This is a genomic window from Capsulimonas corticalis (assembly GCF_003574315.2).
Classification (GTDB): Bacteria; Armatimonadota; Armatimonadia; order Armatimonadales; family Capsulimonadaceae; genus Capsulimonas; species Capsulimonas corticalis.
On record NZ_AP025739.1, the window covers coordinates 4,255,780 to 4,272,269 of the forward strand.

Annotated in this window: 7 protein-coding genes and 1 pseudogene; 2 read left to right on the plus strand and 6 right to left on the minus strand. The window is 55.2% G+C overall.

The features are described from left to right. The first annotated feature begins 1,123 nt into the window (after positions 1 to 1,123). Positions 1,124 to 2,395 carry a PP2C family protein-serine/threonine phosphatase gene (locus D5261_RS18230; protein ID WP_165864701.1) on the plus strand — a complete coding sequence of 424 codons (1,272 nt, stop codon included), beginning with the start codon at positions 1,124 to 1,126 and terminating at the stop codon, positions 2,393 to 2,395. Positions 2,396 to 2,502: 107 nt separating this feature from the next. Then, positions 2,503 to 4,059, plus strand: a complete 1,557-nt coding sequence (locus tag D5261_RS18235) for a PP2C family protein-serine/threonine phosphatase (RefSeq protein ID WP_119325295.1) — start codon at positions 2,503 to 2,505, stop codon at positions 4,057 to 4,059. A 63-nt stretch (positions 4,060 to 4,122) separates the two neighbouring features. Here the strand turns inward: D5261_RS18235 and D5261_RS18240 are convergent, their stop codons facing one another. The 6 genes and pseudogenes from D5261_RS18240 to D5261_RS18270 form a co-directional block, all read right to left on the minus strand. Beyond that, positions 4,123 to 4,788, minus strand: coding sequence for a chemotaxis protein CheB (locus D5261_RS18240; RefSeq protein ID WP_119325294.1), 666 nt, complete (start codon positions 4,786 to 4,788; stop codon positions 4,123 to 4,125). A 78-nt stretch (positions 4,789 to 4,866) separates the two neighbouring features. Next, positions 4,867 to 6,918 carry a sensor domain-containing diguanylate cyclase/phosphohydrolase gene (locus D5261_RS18245; protein ID WP_119325293.1) on the minus strand — a complete coding sequence of 684 codons (2,052 nt, stop codon included), beginning with the start codon at positions 6,916 to 6,918 and terminating at the stop codon, positions 4,867 to 4,869. 223 nt (positions 6,919 to 7,141) lie between these two features. Next, positions 7,142 to 10,129, minus strand: a complete 2,988-nt coding sequence (locus D5261_RS18250; RefSeq protein ID WP_119325292.1) for a PAS domain S-box protein — start codon at positions 10,127 to 10,129, stop codon at positions 7,142 to 7,144. Between the two features lie 269 nt (positions 10,130 to 10,398). After that, positions 10,399 to 11,628, minus strand: a pseudogene (locus D5261_RS18255) (IS3 family transposase). 94 nt (positions 11,629 to 11,722) lie between these two features. Further along, entirely contained in the window at positions 11,723 to 13,159 is a 1,437-nt protein-coding gene (locus D5261_RS18265; RefSeq protein ID WP_119325214.1) for a GAF domain-containing protein, read from the minus strand. A 95-nt stretch (positions 13,160 to 13,254) separates the two neighbouring features. Continuing rightward, positions 13,255 to 16,188 (minus strand): SpoIIE family protein phosphatase, encoded by a 2,934-nt coding sequence (locus tag D5261_RS18270; protein WP_119325213.1) that lies wholly within the window; start codon positions 16,186 to 16,188, stop codon positions 13,255 to 13,257. Positions 16,189 to 16,490 lie beyond the last annotated feature (302 nt).

Here is a 16,490-nt window from a genome sequence, read left to right on the forward strand (position 1 = left end):
ATTCGTAAAGTTGTTACTGGACGATTCGCCTGGATGGTAAAGATTGACCAACAGGCGGAGGTCGCGAATGAACGGCAGTTCCGAACCTGATCCCACTCCCCGCATCAATATCCTCTCCCCCCCAGATAACGGCGCCCATAGGTTTGCTTTACCGCCGAGGATATGCCACAACGGTCGCATTTGCATCTGGGTATTGGGCTGTATATTCAAGGGAATACAATGGAAGACATACGCAGCGCCGTGGCGTGACATGGGAGTGCTACTTCACGGATCGATACATCGCGAAGCGCTTGGCGTCAGTAAGGAAGAGTTGCTCGCCGCCTGGAAGCAATCGTTCTGAGAGAGGAAAGGACTGTCGTGTTGCCCGCATCAATCGTCGCTCGGTACGGAAGAATTTCATGATGGCGTTATGGAACGAAATTATAATCAAGCGATAGCGAACATGCTTCCATCGCATTGTTAACGACAAATCGTTACTCAACGGAATGTTGTTGTCTCACCAATTTAGCTGATGTTAAATTTGTTTCTAAATGGGGTAATATGCCAGCAGGTTAGGTAAGTCTTCTCTTGGCCTTGCTTCCTCTCACACGATATTCCCAATTTGGAAAGGGGTGTCTATGACGCGCAAAATTAACTGCCATGAGAGCCTAATAGTCAACATATTATGTCATGGCACGGAAGCTGCTCTGTCTCTTGAAGACCGCAAATCCGCCCAGTATGAGACGTTGTCGGCAGCAATCGAGGCTCCCAATATCGTATCCCACGTTCCAGTGTATGGGGCGAAAGAAGATGTGCCTTGGCTGACCTGCAGTTACGGCGCACCCGCCGATTCTTCCGCTTATACTGTCGTTGCGTTACTCGCGAACTTGAACGTGGGCCTAAGAAACGTGGGGCTAAGAGTGGAATGTCGCAATCAGATCGACAAGCCCGCCAAACGACACTTCTGTTTCCTATGCGGAGGATACTACTGCGCGTCTCACGCCGACCCAATCACCCATGGCTGTACCGCCATCGTCGATCACGCCTGAAATCTTGGCATACAATGTCGTGAATTGGCAATTTTGTTTTAGTGTGTTTATTATGACTAATCGCTATAATCATTATTTAAGAATTGCTCTGTGAAGTGCTGGCGTTGCGCCGAGATTTACGACACAACGTGAAAGGCAAGTGTTCCCCCGTGACAAATGACCCTTACGCCACAACCTTTCGCGGACAAACCAGTTCCAGCAAATCAATCCCGTTGCCTGCCGAGGATCGCCTACGCTTGATCGAAGCGAATGTGCGTGACTGTGCGATCATCATCATGGACATCAATGGCGCGATTGTGAATTGGAACTTAGGCGCCGAGTGCATTATGGGATGGTCGGAGGAGGAAGTTTTGGGCCTTTACGCCGAAATCTATTTCACGACCGAAGATAGACTTCAACGTGTCTGCGCTCGTGGTTTGGCTCGGGCCGCACTGAAAGCGGAGTGTGAGGATAACCGCTGGCACGTCCGAAAGGATGGTTCACGGTTTTGGGGAAGTGGAACCATTCACTCCCTCCGCGAGCGCGACGGAAGGCTGCGTGGATTCGTCGAGATCATGCATGACACTTCGGAGCACAAGCGGGCGGAGACGGAGCTTGCGGCAGCGCTGGGAAGAGAACGGCGCAACGCCGAGATACTTCAGCGGTCGATCTTGCTGGGCAACCCTCGTCGAATCCATGCGGGGCTGGAGCTGACTGCTCAGTATGAGCCAGCCTCAGCCGATCTGCTGGTGGGAGGCGACTTCTTCGATATGTTCCCGCTCTCCGATGGGCGTGTTGCCATTGTGCTGGGAGATGTGGTGGGCAAGGGTCTCGAAGCGGCGGTGCATACGACCCAGATCAAGTTCGCGCTGCGGGCCTTTATGAGAGAACATGCAAAGCCCGAAGTCGCCGTGAAGTGCCTGAATGAGTTTCTGTGTGAATCCGAGCGCCTGGATGCGGAGCGCGGCGCGTCGGAAGATCGTTTGACCCGTTTCGCGGTTCTCTCTACAGCAGTGATCGATCCCGTTACGGGGGAAACAAGCTTCGCGGGTGGGGGGGCTGAGCCGCCCATTATCTTGACGAGAAGTGGGAAATCGCAGCAGATCGATCTTGGCGGTATGCCACTCGGAGTTATCCCCGAGACGGATTACGAAGCGACGAAAGTGCATCTCAGCGGTGGAGATTTGATCGTGCTGGCGACGGATGGCCTCACGGAATCCAGGCGGGGAAACAATTTCCTTGGCAGCGATGGTCTGACGCGGCTTGCTCAGGATGCGCTGTCGCTTGGCGCGGTGGATCACATCGCCCAGGCCGTTTTGGAAGGCGCGCGTGCATACGGCGGCGCGTTCCGTGATGATGTTTGTTTGCTGATTGCACGATTGTCTTAGCAATCATTCTCTTTCCTCTCTAGGTCGATATTCACTCGGATTTGTATGGCTACTGCCTATTTTTTCATATACTATCCTGATCCTGTTCGTTGGTTTTCGAGGTAGCCATGAAACGCGCCGATTTACTCCGTCAGGACGCCGTCGCTTACATCCACAATATGGGCGACACGATTCGCAATGCTTTGTTAGTCCTCGATACGGACCTTCGAGTTTTGGCTGCGAATGCTCTTTTCTATGATACTTTCCGCATAGAAGCAAATGAGATCAAGGATCAACTCTTTGCCGAACTGAGCAATGGTCAGTGGGATATTCCAGAACTCCTCGCTCTTCTCGCCGACGTTGCTCCGAAAATGCTCACATTTGATGATTTTGAAGTTACTCGTGATTTTCTACAAATCGGGAATCGAGTGATGCGCATCAATGCGCGCGAACTCATTGGGCGTGACAGCCATGCGGCGCTTATCGTCCTGTCCATTGATGATGTTACCGATCAGAAGCGCGCAACACAGTCGCTAATTGTCTCGGAATTGCGATATCGTCGGTTGTTCGAAACAGCTCGCGACGGCATCCTGATTCTTAGCAGTAAGCATGGAAAGATCACGGATGCGAATCCATATATGACTGAGCTTCTGGGGTACTCCCAAGGTGAACTTTTAGGCAAGGAGCTTTGGGAAATTGGCCTTATGAAAGATGAATGGGCCAGTCGCGATGCTTTTCAGCTCTTAAAGGAAAAAGGCTATATTCGCTACGAGGACTTGCCGCTCGAAAGCGAAGGGGCTAACAAGCGAGAAGTGGAGTTTGTCAGCAACCTGTATCAGGAAGGCGATAATATTGTCATTCAATGCAATATCCGCGATATCACCGAGCGAAAGCAACTGGAAGCCAAGCTCGCCGCAGCACATCGTAGGGACAAGAAAATCGCCACGGACTTGCAGCGCACGATCCTCTTCCAGCCAAATGAAGACGCCTTCCCTGGTTTGACTGTTCATACTGTGTATTCCACAGCCTCCGACGAAGCACTCGTGGGAGGAGATTTTTGGGACACATTTGCCTTTGACAACGGACATGTGGCGCTGGTCTGCGGTGACGTGATGGGCCATGGGCTTTCATCCGCCGTCTTTACCACGGAACTCAAGCATATACTCAGGGCCTACACGCGAGAGCATGAGCAGCCATCGCGCATTTTACAGCAGATGAATGCATATGTCTCCCAGAGCAATCGATTGTTTTTGGAAGGCGTAAATACGGAAGGTGGAGATATGCCCGTATGTTTGTCGCTGGCGATCATTGATCAACGAACGGGGGTGGGAGCCGTTTCGGTGGCGGCGATGGAATGGCCGCTTTTGATCCGCACTAACGGCGAGGCTGAGGTTTTGAAGGCGTCGGGGACGCCGCTCGGAATTAATATGGGGCCGAAGAGTCATTTCGATCAGGTTGATTTCCAACTCGGGGTTGGAGATACGCTGTTGATGAGCACGGATGGGATCACGGAAGCGCGGCATGGCAAGGAGTTTCTTGGAGACGATGGCTTGACGGAGCTGGCGGTCAAGCATCGCGGGGCAGCGCTGAAATCCATGGGACAGAAAATCCTGAACGGCGCCATCGATTTTGCTCACGGTGAATTGCGGGATGACGCCTGCTTAGTGCTCGTGCGCAAAACGTGATTGCTCTTGTTCGGTGTGCATTTTCCTGTTCGTCTGAATTGAAGCTGGGCGTCATCGCGCAGATCACTCCGGCTCGACGCTGGCAATCGTCCGTGCGCAAATCGACGCCAGTTTGGGAGCAATGAGCGAAAGCGGCAGGACATAATCGACATCACCCGTGCGTGCTGCGGCACGGGGCATGCTCGGGAACTCACTGCTTTCTTCATTCTGAGCAATCGTGGTTCCCCCTCGAGATTTGATAGCCCGTATGCCTTCTGCTCCGTCTCCATCGCCTCCTGTGAGCACTACTCCAATGACACAATCCCCAAGACTAATGGCTAGACTGTGAAATAGTACGTCCAAGGATGGACGTACGAAGTGCACCTTTGGTGAGTTTGAAAAGGATACTGCTCCGTAAGGTGATATTAGGATATGCTTGCCTGGCGGTGCGACATAAACCGTGCCCCCTGCAAGCTGGTCATTGTCTTCTGCTTCCTTCACAAACAGAGAAGTCATGTGGTTCAGAATTTCTGCCAGTAAACTTTTGTGATTGGGACTTGCGTGCTGAAGAATAATGATGGCAGCGGGAAAGTCAGGCGGCAAGGCGGATAAGATGTTCTTGATTGCCTGTAATCCGCCTGCGGATGCTCCGATGGCGACGACTTGCAACGGAGTTGAGCCGTTATATCTTTGTCCAACAATCACTTTGCTACATCCATATTCAATTATCGCTTTGCTATTGAGGGTCATAGAGTAATCTTTCCCACAATCAATACGGTTTCATGTATGCCGATATGCCGAAATCATCCTGCGCCGATAATGCGGCAATCATTGGGTAGTCGAGCCTACGTCTCCGTTACGTTGAGCACGAATGAACGCGAAGACACACCGAGCGTCCCACTGCGATCCTGCTCCTTCGCTCAAAATCGCGATTGCTTTTTGTGGAGCCATACCTTTGCGATATGGACGATCCGTAGTCATCGCACTGAAAGCGTCCGCAACCGCCATGATACGCGCGATCAAGGGGATGTTTACACCGACCAAACCACTGGGATAGCCTGCGCCGTCCCAGCGCTCGTGGTGATGGCGAACCGCATCCATGGTCGCTGAGAGCTCGGGAACTGCGCCCACGATCGCCACGCCCATCATGGGATGCTGCTTGATTGCCGCGAACTCTTCTTCCGTTAAGCGCCCAGGCTTGCGAAGAACAGCATCGGGGACGCCGATCTTGCCGACATCATGAAGAAGTGCGGCAATAGCAATGGTGTGCAATTCGTCCTCCGCCAAACCAAACTCACGAGCAATCATCAGGCTGTAAGTCATGACATCCTCAGAATGCTTGCAAGTGTAGCGGTCTTTGTTGTCCACTGCGGTCACAAGCGCATCCACCATGGAAAACCCTTGAACCGTTCCCAGGATCAATTGTCGCAACTGATCGGCTTGTGAGTCCGTATCGCCGCCCGTTTTCGCTCGGCGAAGCCTTTCGTCGGCCAACCGAAGAGCTTCATGTCGGTCCTGATTGATATCGTTAATCAGCGCCATCCCAATGGAAAGGGTCAAGGGGATCGCGATTTCCTGCATGCATACTTGATAAGTCATTCCAGCAAGGTGGGAACGTAGTCGCTCTGCTAAACTTTGCGCTTCGGGCTCGTGGGCGCTGGAAAACAGAACCGCAAATTCGTCCCCGCCGAAGCGAGCCGCGATGTGCTCTGGCCCGCAAAATTCCAGCAATCTCTGGGCGATTTTTCGTAACACTTCGTCGCCCACGGCGTGCCCGTAGGCCGTATTGAAGAACTTGAAATTGTCCAAGTCGAGGATCGCGACAGTTAACGTCGCGCCTTTGCTTGGCAGGTTTTCGATTTTGTTCTGAAACATACGGTGGAAGGCGCGATGATTCCAGAGTTCTGTCAGTGGATCGTGATCCGCTTGCTCCAGTGCTCTCATCAGGGCTGCTTCGCGCTCAGCTTCTTGGTTTTTGCGTTCCGTGATGTCTTGTGCGACACCGAATAAACCTCGTATCCCGTCGATCTCCAGGTCATCCACGCTGATGTGGTTTTCCAGCCAGCGGATATTGCCGTTGGGGCAAACCACACGGAACTCCACATGGGTTGTCTGCCGAGTGGCTAAGGCTTCGTTCCCTGCGCTGAGCAGACGTTCCAAATCATCGGGATGAACAGCCGCAAAGAATGCTTCCGAGCTCAGAGGAGCATCTGGAGGCAAGCCGAGCAGCGCCTTCATCTGATCCGACGGAGCCTGCGTATGACCTACGGACTCATGATAGCTCCAGGTGCCGAATTGTCCGCACATGAGGGCAAGCCCTAGGCGACGCTCATTGGCGCGCAACGCTTCTTCCACCGCTTTATGTCGGGTCACGTCGGTTTGCACCGCTACAAAATTCGTCAGCGTCCCCGCCTCGTCGCGTACGGGGGCAATCGTCAGCTCGTTCCAGAACGTGGAGCCGTCTTTTCGGTAGTTAAGTAGCGTCGTTTGAATAGAGCGCTCTTCCTGGATCGCCTGCCTCAGCTTACCCACCTCAACGAGATCGGTTTTGGGCCCCTGAAGAAACCGACAATTGAAGCCGATGACTTCCTCGCTCGAATACCCCGTGAGTTCAAGGAATGCGGCGTTGGCGTAAACTATGGGATGGTCCGGCAGGTTCGGGTCGGTCAGCACAAAGGCGTTTTGTAGCACCGCCGTAGCTCGAAGGCGCGCTCGCATCTGGTCGTTCGGGCGCGTACCTTCGAATTGATCACGTGGCAAGCGCGCGCAGTCTTTATTAAGGAAGTTAAGACGCTCTGGAAAGAGCTGGTCTTCTGTTTTAAGAGGGCCGAGATGCGACCCCTCTTTTGGCTCCGAGAAACGAGATGTCTGTTGGCTCAAGAGACTAAGCTTTCCTATAGACGATAGATATTACGTTATCGGCTGGCGTAGCCTTTTATTATATCGGCATGTTGCTCAGTGATTATTAGGGCGCTATGCGGAGGCTCTGATATCTCTGGATCGTCGGGGTGTCGCCAGCTGACCAATGGAGCGAGATCATCTAAGCGAGGGCAAGCAGGGTTATTGTCTAGTGAGGCTCAGCCCCTCTTAATTCCTGAAGCGCTCAAGCGGCTGGGCGCAGACACTCAAGATGTTGGCTTAAGGCTGCGAATAGATCTTCAGATTTGAATGGCTTTGTCAGGAAACCATCCATCCCCGCCTCGAAACATTCGATCCGGTCCTCCGCCATGGCCCCCGCTGTTAGCGCGATGATCGGCATTTGCACTATAGACGCCTTAGCCTTCTCGCGCCTGCGGATTTCACGTGTTGTTTCCCATCCATCGAGTTCCGGCATCTGACAATCCATCAGAACAATGTCGTAAGAAGTTTGGCTGAGCATGTTAAGCGCCTCCAGCCCGTTGGCGGCAGTGTCCACCCGATGTCCTCGCTTCTCCAGCAGTCGCCTCGCGACTTTCTGGTTGACGGGATTGTCTTCCGCGAGCAAAATGCAGATGCTGCGCGGCGCGAACTCGTCGATGCTCGCGTGATCGCCATTTGCGATCACGCGAGCATCAGATGGTAACTCCGGGCTCCTGTGCTGATCATGCCGGATGGCGGTTGACTTGCGGCAGCTAACTTTCTTTTGGCGCGAAAGCCGAGCGGTAAACCAGAACGTGCTTCCTTTCCCGGGTGCGCTCTGCACGCCGATTTCGCCGCCCATGATCTCAGACAGTTGCTTGCAGATGACGAGACCAAGGCCCGACCCTCCAAAACGGCGCGTGGTGGAAGAGTCGGCTTGAGAGAACGACTGGAATAGGCGTTGGCCCGCCTCGACGCCGATACCTATCCCGGTGTCGGCAACGCTGAAATGGACCAGCACATCTTCATCGCTGAGGCTTGCGAGCCGCACGCGCACGGTGACGCCTCCATGTTCCGTGAACTTGACTGCGTTGCTGATGAGATTGCTGAGTATCTGGCGCAGACGACCTGGGTCGCCTACCAGATCAATCTGTGCTTCTGGATCGATCGCGTATTTGATGGCGATTCCTTTTGTTCGTGCGCCGCCGGCCATCAGGTTGATGACTTCCTCGACGGTCTGCCCTAAGTCTACCGGTATACGTTCAAACTCCAGTTTTCCCGCTTCGATCTTCGAAAAGTCAAGGATGTCATTGAGAAGCGTCAATAGCGAGCGGCCGGATGACTGGACGGTTTCCGCATAGTCGCGCTGCTCGTCCGTAAGATCGGTTTCGAGCAGAAGCTCCGTCATGCCGAGGACGCCGTTCATGGGGGTTCTGATCTCATGGCTCATGCTGGCCAGAAACGACGACTTTGCTCTCGTCGCTGACTGAGCCTCGTCACGAGCTCGGGACAATTCCTCGTTCTGTCGCTCCAAGTCAAGGGTCGCTTGTTCCAGAGCCTCTTTTTGGTACTGCAGCACACAAGCGAAATCCTTTATCTCCTGCTCCGCCCGCTTGCGCTCGGTGACATCGTAGCACACGCCAATCATCCCCGTGAGACTGCCGTGGATATCGCGTATGGGCTGTAACTCAGTGTGGAGAGATAGATCGTAAACATTGGCGTCGTAAGATACGGCTTCTCCTGCAAGCGCTCTTTGTGCGTATTCCTCGAGCTGGCTGTCGCCATCCATAAAATCGAACACGGATCGTCCGATCACTTCGCCTGGCTTGAGACCCAGCGCCGACAAACCCATTCCTTCGGATAACACTACCCTTCCATTCACGTCGGCGGCGTAGAGGATCACCGGGGCGCTTTGCAGCAATGCGCGGAGTGAGGCCTCCCGTTTGACAAGCTGGTCGGAGTTAAGCTTCAACTGGGACTCCATCTCTTTGATCTTGTTGATGTCCTGAACATTCCCCAAGATGCGCGATGGTCTGCCATCTGGATGACGTTCAAAAACGACTTCGCGGTTACATACCCAGCGCCATGTTCCGCTGACGTGGAGAACACGGTACTCGAACTCCAGCACTTCGCTGTCGGAAAGTCCTGCGAAATCTTCAAAGTGATCCAGCAGACGGGGAAGATCCTCGGGGTGGATGATCGACGGCAGCAAGGCAGCTCCCATTTCTCTTACTTGCTCGGCGGAGTAGCCGAGGAACTCCGCGACGTCGCGGTTAGAGTAGATGTTCGTGTGCGTATCGAGGTCAAACACGAAGATCACATTTGCGGAGTTGTCGGCGATGCTCTCGGCGAACCGCTGGCTTTCCCGCAGCTTCGCTTCCATCATTCGGCGTTCTGTGATATCTCGTACTGCGGTTACCCGCGCGTGACGCCCGTTAAGCTCAATGGAGTGGCCCCGAAGCTCCGCGTCAAACTCCGAGCCGTCGGACCGCAGTAGCACCGCTTCGTACGGGTGTTCATAGTTCGTGGCCATTTTATCTGCGACAAGAGCGTATGATTGTGGCGCAATAAAGGGGGCTGCTTTCATGCCGAGAACATTATCAGGCCCATCGTATCCGAACATTTTGGCGAATGCAGGACTAGCCTCCACGAGGAGCCCATCCTGCCAAACGGACACGCCTTCAAACGCCGCGTCCGTGAGGCGCCGGAGACGTGCTTCGCTTTCGGCGAGAGCGCGCTCGGTCGTCATATCTGATGAGGCGCCTCCGTGATCGCCGTTGCGGCTAAGCGCCTCAAAATATCGCGTCGTTTGCATTGCGAGACGCCGAAGCGCATCTGCCTGATCGGGGCTGAAATCGAGCCTTAGCTTGGTGTCCATTACCGCGAGAATCCCGATGCAATCGCCTGACGCCGTCACAAGCGCGACGCCAGCATAGAACCGAATCGGGCTGGCGACAAGCGAGTGGCGTTGTCCTGACGGAAGGTCGCGGCGTAAGTCCTCGATCACAAATAGGTCGTGATGACGCGCCGTCTCAACGAATAATGTCTTTGCGTCGCCAACTTTCTCGCTGAGCACCCCTGAGCAATCCGTGAGCCAATGCCCATCCGGCACTGAAAAAGACACCACCGCGATGGGCATTTGGCACGTGTAACGCGCCAAATGCGTGATGTCGTCCGTGAATGGCTTCGCGCTATCGATGTGGCTCAATGGTATGCGCAAGCTATTTACTCTTCCGTTCTCATTTAACGCCATAACAGGAACCGTATTCCATTCCACACAAAGATTGCTGGTGAAATTATCGGCATCTAACGCACGAAATTGTAGTTGCGGATAGTGGCCTTCAAGACATGCGTGGATTTAAGCTCAAGACGGACTGGAAGATAGCGGGGAAGTCTTCGGCTCATGCCGCCGGCAGAGACTCCAAATAGAAGAGGGATTGCCCTTACGTGGCAGATTGAGAACGCTGAAGATTATTGTACTTCAAGCGTCTTTGGACTTGCCCGGGTTTTGTAGACACTTCGTTAAGCGGCTCTTGCGAGCTGTTGCTGTTGCTCAAAATGGCGCTGTTCAAATTGAGCGGGGCTGATATAACCAAGCGTCGAATGTCGACGCTTGCGGTTATACCAGACTTCAATATACTCGAACACCGATGCTTTTGCCTCGGCGCGAGTGCGAAACACTTGTTCCGGAAGCAACTCCATCTTTAACGTCGAAAAGAAGCTCTCCGCCACGGCATTGTCCCAGCAGTTGCCTTTACGGCTCATGCTGGCAACCATGCCGTGGCGCCGGAGCTTGTCCTGATAAATGAGACTGGCATACTGACCGCCCCGATCGCTGTGATAAAGCAGGCCTTCTGGCGGACAACAACGTTGGATCGCCATCTCCAAAGCGTCACAAACTAACCCCGCTTCCATCGTTGCCTGCATTGACCAGCCAACGACGCGGCGACTGAACAAGTCCAGAACGACAGCCAGATACAGCCAGCCTTCCCGTGTCCAGAGATACGTGATATCGCCGACCCACCGCTGATGAGGAGCGGAAACCGTGAACTGGCGATCCAGCACGTTCGACGCCACCGGCAACGCGTGATCCGATTGGGTCGTTACTTGGAAGCGCCGTCTTTTCTTCCCCACGATCTGATGGCTATGCATCAAGCGCGCCACACGATGACGACCACAAGCGACGCCTTGATCCCGCAGTTCGAGATAAATGCGTGGACTGCCATAGGTGTCGCGGCTTTGTCCGTGCTCCTTTTGGATCTGCACCACCAACGCCTGCTCCTGGGCCTGTTCTTCGAGGCGACGAGCGCTGCGTTTCTGAGAACGCCAGGCGTAGTAGCTACCGGATTTGAGCTCCATGGCCCGGCAGAGCATTTGTACCGAGAATTGTCCCGCATGATCTTGAATAAACATGATCTTGAATAAACCGGTATCTCACTGCGGGCGGCTCGTGAAGATACCGACCGCTTTTTGTTGCCACAAGGGTGCGCCAGCCCGACTGGCATTTAAGATCTCGTTCTCCTCTTTGAGGCGAGCATAATCTCGCTTGAGTTGTGCGAGCTCGGGATCAGAGGGATTGCCTTTGCCGGGGAAGGGATTTTCCGGCTGGCTCTGGAGGCTCTTCTTCCATTTAGCGATCAGACTTTCGGCAATTCCTAAATCACGCGCGACGGCGCTGAGATTGCCCTTCTCCTCGGCGAGGCGGATCGCCTCGCGTTTGAACTCTTCAGTGTAAGATTTACGGTTCGTCATAAAACTCCTCGCACCATCAAGCATTCGTTAAGATGGCTTCCTAATATTAAGATTAGGCTTTTCGAGGTGTCTATCCTACCCGGGCAAGTCCACTTTACCCCGTGAGATCGTTTAGCCACGACGGGGAGGGTGGGGTGGCGTCTTGCTCAAGGACAACAATCGTTCCACGGGAGCCAGTAAGAAGGTGCATACGGTCACAGGTGTCGAGCATCATTTTGATCCCGTGCCCGAGTGTGCCTTGAGTGCTATAGCCGCGAGCTAGGGCCGCCCTCGGCAAGTCCGCCGTCGCGATTCCTTTTCCCTGATCTTCGATCCATATCTGAGTCATCCCACTCTCTGTCAGTCGAACGCGAGCTACTCCTTCGCCTGCGTGAACGATGGCGTTCATGCCTGCTTCGCTCGCTACGGTCAACAAATCGTTTTGCCGCTCGTCGGAATATCCTGCGTGATACGCCGCCTGTCGTACAAGATGCCGCAAATCGCGAAGGCCATCCGTCGGTGTCAGCTTCAGCTTCCTTCCTAAGTCTTTCCCTTGTTCCGCAGGCAATTCGGAGCGATCGAAGACCAGATTAAACTTCCCGCCCGTCACGGCTGCTAGCACTTCACGGAGTGTATTTCTCTCCCGCTGGCGCGCAAGCGCCACTTCCATCGCTCCTCGCGTCTGCGAAACGATCGTCTCAACCAGCGTAATTTCCTGCTCGGTCCACCGTCGCGGCTCAGTCGCCATGGCCACCACCAGGGCCGTGGTTCGGCCATCCTGCTGAATCGGCGCCCGCACCGCCGCCCGGACGCCAAGCTTCCTAGCGACAGCGCTATCGGCAAGCAAAAACGCGTCCTCAATGATGTCAGTTTGACCTGCGAGATAGTCCGCTCTACGATTGGGTCCGTAGTCGGACATGCGGTGGACGCCCGCAATTGAAGAGATCCCTTCGCGGCTCCACTCAGGGCCAACGACGCTGTGATCGCTGTGTTGATCGTAGGTAACGTAGTAACACCGATCTGCCCCCATCGCTTGCCCCAACGCCGCCGTTGTGGTTGTCATGATCTCTTGCGGATCGGCGGAGCTTCGGACAGTTCGTCCGATACTGCTTGTGAGCAGGAGTCGTTCGTACGCCGATGTGATTTGCGTCTGTGCATCGTAGAGCGTTGTGTCGTCGCTCACGAAGAGCATGAATCCGAGCACGACTCCTGAGACACCTTTTTCAGGCACCAGTGTGGTGCGTACGAAGCGGCGACCTGCCCTGGCGTACTGCATCGGCATGTCATAAGTCACGATGTTCCCGGCGAGGGCGGATTCTAAATGGTGGCGGATCGCGTGGTATGCCTCATCCCCAATGACTTCCTTGACTTCCTTGCCGCGAAGATCGAGCGCATGAACGCCGAACCACTTACTGTATGTGTCATTGTTGAACTGATAGCGGCCGTCCGCCCCGACGTACGCTACCAGGAGCGGAGTATTGTTTGCGATGAGGAGCAAGCGCTCCCTGGAGATTTCGCCGCCGGAGGGGTCGTGGTAGTTAATCTCGTCCATCTTGCCTGCTTACTACTTTCCCAGAGAACTAACGGACCGCATGTTATGGGTACATGCGGTGTGCGTCAATCCAGCGCAACTACAGGGTAAAGAAATTATCCTCGATGGCGCGCCAGCAATACGGCGACATCATCGCGAAACACACCTTTGGCGAAAGCACTCGCTTCGGCGACTAACCGTTCCGCCAGAGACTGAGCGCTCGCATCGAGCGGCAACGCCAACAGCATGCGTATCAATCCATCGGTTCCCAGTAGGTCGCGCCGGCTTGGTCCCGCTTCCGAAAGGCCGTCTGTGTACAGAATCAGCGCGTCATGTGGGCGCAGGCTCGCAAGGCGCTCCTCGTACTTCGCGTTGTCCGCGACCCCAAGCGGTGGTCCCGTCGTCGCTAGCGCTTCTACCGAGCCGCTTGCCCGCTTGATCAGGGCTGGCTCGTGTCCGCAGGAACAGTAGGAGATTTCGCCGGCGCTGGCGTCATACACCCCGATCCACGCGGTGACAAAGCCGGGCAGCAAGTCATGAGTGGTCACGATCGAGTTAAGAGCCGCCGCAGCCTGAGCGGGAGCGCGATATAAGTAGAGGACTGTACGCAGGCTGTTTCGAATAAGCGCAATCTGCTGAGCGGCGGCGAGGCCTTTCCCTGACACGTCCCCGATGACTATGCCGTAAAGATTCTTGTCCAGTGGAAACACGTCCATGAAGTCACCGCCGACGGACGCCTCGTCGAGCGCGGGCCGCGTGACAGACCCGACGTCTAACTTCGCGATCTCTTTAGGCAATTGCGGCTGCAGCGCGTTCTGGAGTTGCTCGGCAATGTTGTGCTCGCGTCGCTGTACACGCACCGCTTCTAGGGCAGTCTGCGTTTGTGTCGCTACCGACTCAATCAACGACACCTCGTCGGGCGTCCAGTCACGTGGTCCGCCGGACATTGCCACGGCAAGCGCGGTCATCGACGACCCTGACGCCAGCGGCACCCGCACCAGCGCCTGGATTCCTAGCTTCAGCAGGGCGGGATCCCCGGCAGTGTCGGCCAGCACCTGCGTCTGGCCTGTTTGATACTTAAGATCGCGGTTAATGGTGTAATGCGACATCACATAATCGCCTTCGATAGACGGCAATCCCTCGCGCCTCCAGTCGGGGCGTAACACCGCCGTATCCGCGTTGCGATTGTAGCTGGCGTAGTAGCATCGATCCGCTCCTAACGCTTCTCCTAGCTGGCGCACTGCTGTCTCTAGTACCGTCTTGGGGTCGTTTGACCCGCGCAGGCTGTGGCCGATACGATTGAGCACGGCCTCTCGCTCAGCGCGTATTCTCCGCTCTTCGATCTCCTTTGCGAGCGCCCGGTCCTGCCGGAGCACCTCGACGGTAAGCCACGTCCGTTCCACTAGGGTCTGGAGCAGGGCTACTTCGTCCGCCTCCCACCGTCTGGGGGTTACAGAATGGATGGCGATAACGGACACAAGGCGGTCAGAATGTAGCACCGGGACGGCGATGAATGCGCGGCAGGCAACGGCCTCATACGCGCTCACATACTCCGTAGGGACCTGAGCTTCGTCATGATGAACGTCTTCAACGACCACCGTGCGTCCTGCTCGGTAGGCTGCGACAAGGTATGGACCGAACGCGGAGATTGGGAACGTTCCCTTCATGCTCGCCACCGTGTCGTCGGCGCAGTAGTCACTGGGGATTGTGCAGGTGTCGGCGTCAATGTCGATGTCGGCGAAGACGCACCGCGCAACGCCAAGAAACTGTCCCACCGCCCGTAAGGCGTCCACGATTACCGCATCCGGATCAGTCGTTCTGCGCGCCCGTTCCGCAAGCTCGGCGAGGAAGCGCTCGCGTCGCCCTCGCTCTGCCCGATCAGTGATGTCCAGGACGACGCCAGGAAGGGAGGCGGCAATTCCGTCTCCGTCCCTCTCCACTCTGCCGCGCGCAGCAAGCCAGCGGTGCGATCCGCTCGGCATGACTACTCGGTACTCCGTCTCGTAGGTATCGCCTTGGGTAATGGCGTCTTTGATCGCCTCAGCGACTCGCGGTCGGTCCTCGGGATGAATGGCCTGAAGATAGACGTCTATTCCACCGTTCGCTGCTTCCTCGGGACTGACGGAGAAGAGGCTCGCAAGACAAGCGTCGGCAATCACGAGATCTTTTATTATATCCCATGTCCATGTCGCGATACCTCCTGCCGAAAGCGTAGCTTTGAGGCGCGCCTGGGCGTCCTGAAGGCGCTTTTCGTTCTCACGAAGCGCCTCTTCGGAGGCGCGCAGACTGTCCTGCGCCATTTTGCGTTCGTTAACGTTCTGGAAGAACACAGATAGTCCTTCGGGCGAGGGGAAGGCGCGCACATCCATCCAGGAATCCAGCGGCTCGTAATAATCTTCCAGCGAGAGTGGGACGCCTTCCGCGATCGCGCGATGGTAGAACTGGTAAAAGGATCCGCCAACAGCCTCGGGAAACACCTCCCAGATATTTCGTCCAATGAGTTCGTCTCGTGTGCGAAACAGGAGGCGCGCGGCTTGTGCGTTCACGTAGGTAAAGCGCCACTCTCGGTCTATGGCGTAGAATCCGTCAGTGACGCTCTCCAGGATACCGCTAGTCCGATCATGTGCTGCCTGCAACTCTTCTTCCGTCCGACGTAGGCTGGCCTCGGCTTTTTGTTCCTCCCTCTTGCGCGCGCCTACATCCTGAAAGAATACTGAAAGTCCCCGAGGTGATGGATACGCGCGTACGTCGAACCACGTATCGAGGGGCGGGAAATACTCCTCGATAGAGACGGCTGTCTGCTCCGCCATAGCCTTGCGGTACTGACGGTCGAACCCTGACCCTACCGCCTCGGGAAACTCGTCCCAGACGCATTTACCCAGCAATTCCATACGCGTACGCATAACCAGCTTCTCAGCCTGTGAATTCACATAGGTAAAGCGCCACTCGTGGTCGAGGGCATAAAAGGCATCGCTGATCCTCTCCAGAATGTCCTTTACGTCGGTAGTATCGGTTGTTGGGTTAGCGCGGTGGGCATCCGGTTCTGGCATGTCATTTATTATACTCTAGTGCTTCTCTAGTTCGCACGCATCCGGCGCGCGCAAGCTACCTGAATGACCTTAGTCTCGTTTGATCCCTCGGGACTGCCTAGGTCATATGGTGTTTTCTCATCATATTGTCGTACATGACGCCCAGATGGCGCTTATTGCTGATTTCACGAGAGCACGGTCTGCGAAGCGTCACGGAGCCGGGATGGATTGCAGATAGCGTGTGCTTCGGTCATGGGGCCGTATTAATAATCTTCGTTTTTGTTGAGAGTCCTGAGAATTCTTAATTGTTCTGCCGATAATTT